The 10,713-nt window shown below is 63.5% G+C and carries 10 protein-coding genes; 1 reads left to right on the top strand and 9 read right to left on the bottom strand.

What is annotated here, in order from left to right; translation table 11 throughout:
- Positions 1-179: 179 nt before the first annotated feature.
- The 6 genes from pepN to BFP96_RS28400 are packed head-to-tail and all read right to left on the bottom strand — an operon-like array spanning position 180 to position 6,680.
- Entirely contained in the window at positions 180-2,837 is a 2,658-nt protein-coding gene (gene pepN / locus BFP96_RS28425; RefSeq protein WP_065937454.1) for an aminopeptidase N, read from the bottom strand.
- Positions 2,838-2,850: 13 nt separating this feature from the next.
- A complete protein-coding gene (locus BFP96_RS28420) occupies positions 2,851-3,681 on the bottom strand; it encodes a DUF2797 domain-containing protein (protein WP_065895394.1) in 831 nt (276 codons plus the stop codon).
- The gene (locus BFP96_RS28415) at positions 3,678-3,938 is read right to left on the bottom strand and encodes a YeaC family protein (protein ID WP_065885275.1); all 261 of its coding nucleotides are present in this window, start codon (positions 3,936-3,938) and stop codon (positions 3,678-3,680) included. The genes BFP96_RS28420 and BFP96_RS28415 overlap by 4 nt, the downstream gene beginning before the upstream one ends.
- A gap of 14 nt (positions 3,939-3,952) precedes the next feature.
- The gene (locus tag BFP96_RS28410) at positions 3,953-4,822 is read right to left on the bottom strand and encodes a rhomboid family intramembrane serine protease (protein ID WP_065895392.1); all 870 of its coding nucleotides are present in this window, start codon (positions 4,820-4,822) and stop codon (positions 3,953-3,955) included.
- Complete coding sequence (locus BFP96_RS28405; RefSeq protein WP_163001615.1) at positions 4,819-5,793, bottom strand: metallophosphoesterase; 975 nt, start codon at positions 5,791-5,793, stop codon at positions 4,819-4,821. Before BFP96_RS28405 ends, BFP96_RS28410 begins: the two co-directional genes overlap by 4 nt.
- The gene (locus BFP96_RS28400; protein ID WP_057725186.1) at positions 5,790-6,680 is read right to left on the bottom strand and encodes an NAD(+) kinase; all 891 of its coding nucleotides are present in this window, start codon (positions 6,678-6,680) and stop codon (positions 5,790-5,792) included. The genes BFP96_RS28405 and BFP96_RS28400 overlap by 4 nt, the downstream gene beginning before the upstream one ends.
- Positions 6,681-6,836: 156 nt before the next feature.
- On the opposite strand from BFP96_RS28400, the gene BFP96_RS28395 reads away from it, so the two are divergent.
- Positions 6,837-7,784 (top strand): DUF1853 family protein, encoded by a 948-nt coding sequence (locus BFP96_RS28395; RefSeq protein WP_065937453.1) that lies wholly within the window; start codon positions 6,837-6,839, stop codon positions 7,782-7,784.
- A 108-nt stretch (positions 7,785-7,892) separates the two neighbouring features.
- Here BFP96_RS28395 and BFP96_RS28390 read toward each other — a convergent pair whose 3' ends face one another.
- The 3 genes from BFP96_RS28390 to BFP96_RS28380 form a co-directional block, all read right to left on the bottom strand.
- On the bottom strand, positions 7,893-8,495 hold the full coding sequence (locus BFP96_RS28390; protein WP_065937452.1) for a vWA domain-containing protein: 603 nt from the start codon (positions 8,493-8,495) through the stop codon (positions 7,893-7,895).
- 53 nt (positions 8,496-8,548) lie between these two features.
- A complete protein-coding gene (locus tag BFP96_RS28385; RefSeq protein WP_065937451.1) occupies positions 8,549-9,547 on the bottom strand; it encodes an ATP-binding protein in 999 nt (332 codons plus the stop codon).
- The coding region (locus tag BFP96_RS28380; RefSeq protein ID WP_170876045.1) for a cobaltochelatase subunit CobN at positions 9,547-10,713 on the bottom strand (1,167 nt) is incomplete at its 5' end. The genes BFP96_RS28380 and BFP96_RS28385, both read right to left, overlap by 1 nt.

Genomic DNA, 10,713 nt, shown 5'->3' with positions numbered 1-10,713 from the left:
GTTTTGCTTACTTTTGCGCTTTTCAAAAGTGAGCCGCTGTAAAAGCGGAACCCATAGCAGCCGTTACCGCAGAAACGGATATGTACTCAACCCATTCCAACATCCCGGCCAGCCCAGAGGCCGCCATCGGGAGCAAGCCCCCTCCCACATTGGCACCCATCTTCAGGAAGATAGCCAGGTCAGGCAAGGCTCTTGCTGACCACTTCGAACACATCGCTGGACAACTCGCCCGAGCCACGAATGCGTTCCAGCTCCGCTTTCATCAGCGCTTGCCGGGCGGCGTCGTATTTACGCCAGCGCGTCAGGGGCGCCAATTGGCGCGAAGCAATCTGTGGGTTCAGCGTATTGAGCTGGATCACCAGGTCCGCCAGGAAACGGTAGCCCGAACCATCCGCCGCATGGAAGTTGATCAGGTTCTGCCCGGCAAATGCGCCGATGAGGGCGCGTACCTTGTTCGGGTTCTTGATCGTGAACGCCGGGTGCTCCATCAGCGCCTTGACCCGTGCCAGCCCGCCCGGCAGGGTGCTGCCGGCCTGCACACTGAACCATTGGTCCATGACCAGCGGGTTGTCCTTGAAGTTCTCGGCAAACACCGCCAGGGCCTGGGCTTTTTCCGCTTCGAACGGCGAGTTCACCAGCACGGCCAGGGCCGTCAGGCGCTCGGTCATGTTATCGCTGGTGTCGAACTGATCCAGGGTGGCCGTCAATACTTCGGGCTTGCCACTGAGCATCAGGTACGACAATGCAATGTTCTGCAGGGCACGCCGGGCAAAGTGCTCGGCCTCGGCCACGTACGGCGTTTGCCGGGACAGCTCACGGTTGGCCTGGTAGCGCAACCAGAGGCCTTCGAACAGGTTCTCGGCCAGTTGCTTGCGGGCGTACTCACGGGCAGCGTGAATCGCATCCACATCCGCCACGTCGCTGATTTCGCTCAGGTAGGCTTCGCTCGGCAACGAGAGCATTTCGGCGACCATGGCCTGGTCCAGGCTTTCGTCGCTCAACACGGTGCGCAGCGCGTCGATCAGGCGTTGATCGAGCTTGAGCGGTTGCCCGGCCTGATGCTGGCCGATCAGTTCCTGCAACACCTGCACCGACAGTTGCTGGCCGGCATCCCAGCGGTTGAAACCGTCGCTGTCGTGCTGCATCAGGAACATCAGTTGGTCGCGGGTGTAGGCGAAGCTCAGTTTCACCGGCGCCGAGAAACCGCGCAGCAGAGAAGGCAGCGGTTTTTCAGCGATATCGACGAAGGTGAACGTCTGCTCGGCTTGCGTCACCGAGATCACTCGTGAGGTAGCGCCAGCCGCCGGTTCGTCGGCCAGACGCAAGGGGATAGCGCCGCCCTGCCCGTCCAGCAGACCCAGTTCGACCGGGATCACGAAGGGCAGTTTTTCCACCTTGTCCGGGGTCGGCGGGCAGCTCTGGCGGAAGGTCAGGCTGTAGGTCCTGGCTGCCGCATCGTAGGACTCGCTCACCGCCAAGCGCGGCGTGCCGGCCTGGCTGTACCAGCGTTTGAACTGGCTGAGGTCGACGCCATTGGCATCTTCCATGGCCTTGATGAAGTCGTCGCAGGTCACGGCCTGGCCGTCATGGCGCTCGAAGTACAGGTCGCTGCCTTTGCGAAAGCCCTCGGCGCCAAGCAAGGTGTGGATCATGCCGACCACTTCCGAGCCCTTTTCGTACACGGTCAGGGTGTAGAAGTTGGAGATTTCGATAAAGCTGTCCGGGCGCACCGCGTGGGCCATCGGCCCGGCGTCTTCGGCGAACTGGTGGGTACGCAGGTACGCCACGTCCTGGATGCGCTTGACCGTGGCCGAGTTCATGTCGGCGGAAAAGCCCGAGTCGCGGAACACGGTGAAACCTTCCTTGAGCGACAACTGGAACCAGTCGCGGCAGGTCACGCGGTTGCCCGACCAGTTGTGGAAGTATTCGTGGGCGACGATGGCCTCGACGCGCTGGTGCGCGGCGTCGGTGGCGGTTTCGGCGCGGGCCAGCACGGCGCTGGAGTTGAAGATATTGAGGCCCTTGTTCTCCATGGCGCCCATGTTGAAGTCGTTCACCGCCACGATCATGAAGATGTCGAGGTCGTACTCGCGGCCGTAGGTTTGTTCATCCCAGCGCATGGATTTTTTCAGGCTGGTCATGGCGTGCTGGCACTTGTCGATGTTTTCCGGCTCGACGTAGATGCGCAGCGCGACCTCGCGGTCGGTCATGGTGGTGAAGCTGTCTTCGACACACCACAGGTCACCGGCCACCAGGGCAAACAGGTAGGCGGGTTTCTTGAACGGGTCTTCCCAGGTCGCCCAGTGCCGACCGTCTTCGCCGGGGCCGCTGGCAATCGGGTTGCCGTTGGACAGCAGCACCGGATAGCGGTGCTGCTCGGCGATCACCGTGGTGGTGAACACACTCATCACGTCGGGACGGTCGAGGTAGTAAGTGATCTTGCGAAAACCCTCGGCCTCGCACTGGGTGCAGAACATGCCGCCGGATTTGTACAGGCCTTCCAGGGCGGTGTTGGTTTCCGGGTGAATCTTGACCGTGGTGTCGAGGGTGAAGGTTTCACGCGTGGGCTGCACAGTCAGGTGGCTGTCGGTCAACTGGTAGTCGGCGGCCGTCAGCGGCTGGTCGGCCAGGTTGACACTCAACAGCTCCAATTGCTGGCCATCCAGCACCAACGGCGGCAAACCGGCGCCACGCTCGGGATTGCGGCGCATCACCAGTTGCGCGTGGACCAGGCTGTGGTCCTCGAACAACTCGAAGGTCAGGTGCGTCTCGTCGATCAGGTAGTCCGGCGCCTGATAGTCCTTCAGGTAAATCATCTTCGGTTGTTCGGTGCGCATGGGTGGCATCCTTCTACTGATGCACGGCGAGCTGGTAGGCCGTGTATTTACGAATATTGATCACGCCGGTGTCGAAGATCAGGTATTGGCCCTTGATTCCCAGCAGCGTGCCTTCGGCAATCGGATTCTTGTCCAGGTTGAAGCTGACGATCTTGGCCGGATACTGCTCCACCGGGTAGCGGATCTCGATCGGCTCGACGTCGGCAATGGTTTGGATGGCCTGCAGGCCAAAGCGTTCCTGCAAACCCAGCAAGCCTTCGGCGCAGGTGGCGAACAGTTCATCGCGCACCTGCTTGAGGTCGACGGACTGCGCATCGCCCTTGAGCAGCGCGCGCCAGTTGGTCTTGTCGGCTACCTGGCTGCGAAACAGATCTTCGACAAAGCCCGACTGCTGGCGCGTGGCCACGCGCATGATCGGCAGCGCCTGGCTGGCGCCCTGGTCGAGCCAGCGGGTCGGCAACTGCGTGGCGCGGGTGATGCCGACCTTGATCCCCGACGAGTTGGCCAGGTACACCACATGGTCGGTCATGCAGAATGTTTCACCCCAGCCCGGATCGCGGCAGGTGCCGGCGTCGTAATGGCAGCGCTCGGGGCTCATGATGCACAGGTCACACTGGGCCAGCTTGGTCATGCACGGGTAGCAATAACCCTGGCTGAAGCTGTTCTTGGTCTTGCGGCCGCAATGGCTGCAATGAATGGCACCCAGGTATTCCAGGCGAATATGGGTACCGATCAACGGGTTGACCGCAACCTCGGTGTCGCCAAGACGAAACGCGTATTGAACGGTCGGCTCACCGAGTTTCGCCGACATTTTGCTGACTGCACCGCGACCGATTTCAATCAATGGATCGCATCCGACTTGAACAGGATGTTCGGCACCGGTGCCGATTTCGACGCGCATTCCTGCGGGCCCATGTAGCCGGTGCGCTGGTCTTCGGGCAGGTTCTGCAGTTCCCAGGCGATCATCGCCTGCAACGACAGCTCGCGCTGTTCGGCGGTGAGCTTGCGCCCATCGGACCACTTGCCGATTTCCACGGCGAGCTTGAGGCTCTCGTAGATGTCCGGGGTGATGTTTTCGATCATTGCAGCAAAAGAGGACATAAGGCTCTTCCTTATCAAATAGACGATTTGCGGCGGTTGTACAGCCCGCCCAGCAAACCGGTCAGGCAACCGATAACCAGGCCGCCCACATGGGCCGCGTTGGCGATTTCACCGAAGCCGATCATCGAGACCAGCCCCGACAGGCAGAGCACCAGCCACACCAGCATCATCACCAGCACCCCACGGGGCAGACGATACGCCGGGTTGGGCGCGAGTAACTGAAAGATCCAGCAATGCCCGAGCAGGCCGTACAACACGCCGGACAGCCCGCCAAACAGGCCCGGACCGCCGTAAGCGTACTGCGCGTAATTGGAGACCAGGCTGAACAACAGAGTCAGGCCCAGCAGGTTGATGCCGCCCTGGCGCGCTTCGATACGCCGACCCAGTTCCCAGTACCACATGCCGTTCATGGCCAGGTGCAGGATGCCGAAGTGAATCAGCATCGGCGTGACCAACCGCCACCACTGCCCGGACGCCAGGCTGTCGGCCAACGGCGTGAACTGGATGTACTCGCCCAGCACCCGGAACGGCAGGAACGTCAGCCAGGCCATGGTTTGCAGGTTTTCGCCGAGCAGCGTCACCGCGCCAACAATCAGGCTTGCCAGCAGCACCAGTGTCGTGACCGGGCTATGCCGGACCTGCTGGATAAAGCCGGGGCGCGCAACCGGCGCCTGCTCGGGAATATCCAGTTGCAGGTCCGGGTCGCCGGCGGGAAAGCGCTGGTACAACACGCGCACGTCGTCACTGATGCTTTCGGGCACCCACAGCACTTGCTCGCCCGCTTCCTCGCTGACGCGATGGGGCACCTGCATGCGTTGCAGCAATTTGACGAAGCCGCCCAGATCCACACTCAGGGGCAGGCGCAATACAGCCACGGTACTCATTGGATAACCTCAGGTCGCTCAACGTCGACCCAGACGAATTTATGCGGATCCAGTCGGGTTTCCTGGTCCAGGCGATACGCTACCAGCTTGCCGTACAGCACCGCGCTGTAGTCCAGGCAGGCCAGGTTCGGGCGGATCGGCGCCGGATTACCGCTGCGCCAGTAATGACCGACGAACAACAGCGGCTCGTCGACGCCATAGCGCAGCAGGGAATTCTTTTCAGTGGAGGATAACGGCGTGCGCGCCACGGGCTCGGGCAAGGCGTCGGGCTGGAACACGATGTCGCCGTAGGTTTTCGGATCGTCTTCCCAGAACTTGGTGCGAAAGAACGAGCGCGTCAGGCCATCGCCACCGGTCAACGTGAGTCCGTGCGGCAGGCGCATGTCGGTGCCGCGCAACAGGCGATCGAACGCGTTGCAGGCAAAGCTGCCCGGTACGGCGGCGGCCTGCAGGAAATGCTGATCGATGCAGCCATCCGGGAAGGTCGCGCGCAGCGGCTGGATAAAGCCCTCGTCCCAGCACGCATGCACCACACGGAAACGCCCGGCGTCGACAAACAGCGGCATGTCGTAGAACCAGCCGAGGAAGTCGTGCCAGTCGGCCGGGTGCTGTTCGAACTGGGTCAGTGTCTCCTGGATCAACCGCGCATGACGTGGGTTGTGCTCGCGCACGAACTGCTTGCCGCTGCCCGGCGGTGCCGGCGTGGTCCAACCCAGCGCATTGAACTCATGGTTACCCATGATGCACAGCGCCTGGCCGGCCTCGGTCATGTCGTGGACGATGTGCAGCGCTTCGCGGATGCGTGGCCCACGGTCGATGATATCGCCGAGAAACACCGCCATGCGCGACGGATGACGCCAGGTGCCGCCCTGCTTGTGGTAACCCATCCGGTCGAGCAAGTGCTCCAGCGTATGGGCGCAACCGTGCACGTCACCAATCAGGTCGTAGCTGCGCGCGGGATCGAGCATCAGTCGCCTCCGCCCCCCAAGCGGCTGCCCCAGCCCAGCTTGGTGCGGCACACTTCGTAGTAGTTGTGGTCCAGCGGGTGGATCAAACGCAACTTCTGTGCCTTTTTGCTCACGGTGATGGTGTCACCGGGGGCGCAGGTGAAATGGTTCTGCCCGTCGCAGGAGACTTGCGGATAGATTTGCATGTCTTTGGACACCACGATCTTCAGCTCACTGTTGCCATCGACCACAATCGGCCGACTCGACAACATATGGGGATACATCGGCACGATCACAATGGCATCGAGCTTGGGATGCATGATCGGGCCACCCGCCGACAGTGCATACGCGGTGGAGCCGGTGGGCGTGGCGACGATCAGGCCGTCGGCCTTCTGGCTGCACACGAACTGGCCGTCGATATACAGCTCGAACTCGATCATCCGCGTGGATTTACCGGGATGCAGCACCACGTCATTGAGGGCGTCGCCCTGGCCGATGGCTTCGCCGTGGCGACGCACTTCGGCCTGCAGCAGAAAGCGGTTTTCCACCAGGTAGTGGCCGTCGAGCACCTTGGCCACTTCGACTTCCAGCTCGTCGGGGCGAATATCGGTGAGAAACCCCAGGCTGCCACGGTTGATCCCCAGCACCGGCACGTTATGCCGCGCCAGGGCACGGGCCGCGCCGAGCAGGCTGCCATCGCCGCCGACCACGATGACCATGTCGCACACTTCGCCGAGCATTTTGCGCGACGAGGTCTGCAGGCCATGGCCCGGCAGGATTTCGCCGATGGTGTCTTCGAGGATCACATGCAGGTGGCGTTCCAGCAGGAATTTTTTCAGTCGGCGGACGGTGTCCAGCACCTGGGTACTGCCCAGGCGACCGATAATGCCGATATTGCGAAATTGCTCCATGGGGCTCCTGCGGGCGTAGGGGTGTGGCAAAAAGAAAGGATTATGGGCGAAAGGCCGCGTCAGGCAAAATCCTTTGTCGCCGCCCGGCTGTGATGACAATCGTTCTCAGGCGGCCCTCAGGCACCTGCACGCGACTTAAGAGGCTATGCTCGCACCATGACTCTGTTCCCTGACCTGCACGCCCTGCCCCGCCAACTGCGACACCCCGAGGTGCGCGACCTGGCGTGGGTAATGCTCGCGCCCCCCATGCTCGCACAGACGCCGTGGCCGCAACGCCACCCGCTGACGGGCAGTGACTGGGTACAGGCGCCGCACGTGCTCGACGCCTGGTTACGTGCGCTCGATCAGGACAGCCGCGCATTACAGCAGTGGCTGAGCCTGTCGCGCACCCGGCGCCTGGGCCTCTACTATGAGCGCCTGTGGCAGTTCGCCGTGCAGCATGCGCCAGGCGTGGAGCTGCTGGCGGCCAACCTGCCGATCCGCCGCGCCGGACACACTCTTGGCGAGCTGGACATGCTGCTGCGTGACCGCGATGGCGTGCATCACCTGGAATTGGCGATCAAGCTCTATCTCGGGCCGCAGGACGGCAACGGCCAGGACACCGCACAATGGCTCGGCCCCGGCTGCCATGACCGGCTGGACCGCAAGCTGGCGCACCTGGCCCAGCATCAATTACCGATCTCGGCACGCCCGGAGAGCCGCGAAGCGCTGGCGGCGCTGGATATCCAGCAGTTCGATGCACATCTGTGGCTGGGCGGGTACCTGCTTTACCCGTGGCCGGGCGAGGCCGAGCCACCGCTGGGCGCCCACCCGCAGCATTTGCGCGGGCGCTGGTTGCATCAGCGCGATTGGCCGGACTTTGTGAGCACCCGCCCCGCCGGCCGCTGGCAACCCCTGCCTCGCCATGCATGGCTGGCGCCGGCGCATTACCGGACGGATGAGGTATGGCGTGAGGAGCAGATGGCCGGCTGGCTGGCAGACCTGGACCCGATGGCGCCCGCGCAGTTGCTGGTGCGGCTGGTGCAGAGCGGTGACGATTGGGAAGAAGCTGAGCGGCTGTTTTTGGTCGCCGATCTTTGGCCGAATGTACCGGGGGCAGGCTGATCAATCTGTGGTGTATTGAAGGCCGCCATCGGGGGCAAGCCCCCTCCCACATTTGGAATGCGTTTCCCGGTGGGAGGGGGCTTGCCCCCGATGGCGGCTGGCCAGGCACTACACATCATCGATATGCCGATAATCCAGCTGCAACCCGATAGCCAGCTCTCGCGCCCGTCCCAACCGGATCGGCCCGCGCTCGATATCCACCAGCAATCCCAGGCACGCCAGCGGTGGCAACCCTTCAATCACCTTGAGCCGCCCATCGGTAATCACCAGCAAACGCTGCTGCTCTGCCGGGTAACGCTTACGTCGCGCCACCAGCCAATGCCCCGCCTCGGTCAAGGCTGCCAGCAGCGGCGTACCGCCACCGGCGCCCAGTTGCTCAAGCCAGTGCGCTAAGCTTTTTGCCGCTTTCAAGCCCTGCACCTGCCACTGCGGCGATTGCCCGCTGGCCGTCAGCAAGGCCAGGCGCGCACGTTGCCGGTAGGCGTCATCAAACACTTGCGCCAGCAGACCTTTGGCATCGCTCAAGGCCCGGTGCCGCCGGGTGGAAGCCGAGGCGTCGACAATCACCAGCCAGAGTTCATGGGCCGAGCGGCTGCGCAGATGCCAACGTAAATCTTCACGGCGCTGCGGCCTGCCGCCGAGCAAGGTGCCCGGCCAATTGACCAGGCCCTGTCGCGCACTGCGCGCCTTGCCTTGCCTGCCGTTTTCCAATTGCCCCGCCTGGGGCCGCGCATCCGCCCCCGCGTCAGGTCGAGGGCGAATGCCTAGGGCTTTTTTGGCCAGGCGGGCACATCGCGGCGCGGGCCGGTGGGCAGCGCTGGCGCGGGCATATCGCCCCATTGGCCCTGGCCCTGCGAGGAGTCAGAGGGTTGCGGGGCTTGGGCCGGGTTGGGCGGACTGGCCGCAGGTGCCTGCTCCTGGCGTCGATGACGCAAGGCAAATTCCGCGACCGCGTCTATATCTTCCTCGGTGATAGCGTCGGCCCCGCGCCAGGCGGCATGGGCCCTGGCACCGCGCAGCCACACGAGGTCGGCGCGCATCCCGTCCACGCCTGCGGCAAAGCAACGCTGGGTGATCTGCGCCAGGGCCTGGTCATCCAACTCGATACTGTCCAGGCGTGCGCGCGCCTGAATGCAGCGCTCACGCAAAGCGGCTTGCGGATCGGCCCACTGTTCACAGAACGCGACGGGGTCACTGTCGAAATCCAGGCGACGACGAATAATCTGCCCGCGCTCGGCCGGCACCGTCTGCCCGCTCAAGGCCACATTGAAGCCAAAGCGGTCGAGCAACTGCGGGCGCAACTCCCCCTCCTCCGGGTTCATCGTGCCGATCAGCACAAAACGCGCCGCATGCCGATGGGAGATGCCATCACGTTCGATCAGGTTGGTGCCGCTGGCGGCCACATCGAGCAACAGATCGACCAAATGATCAGGCAGCAGGTTGACTTCATCAACGTACAACACGCCACCATCGGCTTTGGCCAGCACGCCGGGGGAAAATTGTGCACGGCCCTCGCCGAGCGCGGCGTCCAGGTCCAGGGTGCCGACCAGGCGCTCCTCGGTCGCGCCCAGGGGCAAGGTGACAAACTGCCCGCTGGCGAGCAGGTCCGCCAGGCCACGGGCCAGGGTGGACTTGGCCATGCCGCGCGGGCCTTCGATCAGCACACCGCCGATCCGGGGATCGATCGCGTTCAGGCACAGCGCCAGTTTCAGCTCATCGGCACCGACCACGGCGGCCAGCGGGAAATGCGCAATATCGGTCATCAGCTGTCTTCTTCCATATCCAGCAACAGGTTTTCCAACGCTTCGCGATAGGCGCCCGGCTCTTGCCACATGCCGCGCTGCTGGGCTTCGAGCATGCGCTCGGTCATGTCGCGCAGGGCGTCGGGGTTGTGCTGCTGCACAAACGCGCGGGTGTCAGGGTCAAGCAGGTAGGCGTCGGCGAGCAGCGCGTATTGGTGATCATCGATCAACGCGGTGGTGGCGTCGAAGGCGAACAGGTTGTCCACGGTCGCGGCCATTTCAAACGCGCCTTTATAGCCGTGACGCTTCACGCCTTCGATCCACTTCGGGTTGGCCGCACGGGAGCGAACCACCCGATTGAGCTCTTCCTTCAAGGTGCGGATTTTCGGCAGGTCCGGCTGGCTGTGATCGCCATGATAGCTGGCGGCCTTGCTGCCGCTCAGGGTTTCCACGGCGGCGAGCATGCCGCCCTGGAATTGGTAGTAATCGTTGGAGTCGAGCACATCGTGTTCGCGATTGTCCTGGTTCTGCAGCACCGCCTGCACCTGGCTCAAGCGCTGGGCGAATTGCCCACGGGCGGCGGTGCCCTCGTCGGCGCCGCCATAGGCGTAGCCACCCCAGTTGAGGTAGACCTCGGCCAGGTCCTCGCGGCTCTGCCACAGGCGACCGTCAATTGCGCCCTGCACGCCCGCGCCATAGGCGCCTGGCTTGGCGCCGAAAATGCGCCAGCCGGCCTGTTTCGCTGCGGCCGCTTCGTCAAGGCCCGACTCAAGCAACGCCTGACGCTCGCTGCGCACCTTGGCGGCCAGAGGGTTCATGTCATCCGGCTCGTCGAGGGCCGCCACCGCTTGCACCGCCGCATCGAACAGGCGGATCAGATTGGCGAACGCATCGCGAAAGAAACCGGAGACGCGCAGCGTCACGTCGACACGCGGACGATCCAACAGGCTGATCGGCAGAATCTCGAAGTCGTCCACGCGCTGGCTGCCGGTGGCCCATACCGGGCGCACGCCCATCAGTGCCATGGCCTGGGCGATATCGTCGCCACCGGTGCGCATGGTGGCGGTGCCCCACACCGACAGGCCCAGCTGGCGCAGATGGTCGCCGTGGTCCTGCAGGTGCCGTTCAAGCAACAGACTGGCCGACTGGAAACCGATGCGCCAGGCCGTGGTGGTCGGCAAGTTGCG

The organism is Pseudomonas sp. 34 E 7, assembly GCF_900005715.1.
GTDB lineage: Bacteria > Pseudomonadota > Gammaproteobacteria > Pseudomonadales > Pseudomonadaceae > Aquipseudomonas > Aquipseudomonas orientalis_A.
The sequence above is the reverse complement of the archived record's forward strand: the minus strand, read 5'-3'. Positions and strand labels throughout refer to the sequence as shown.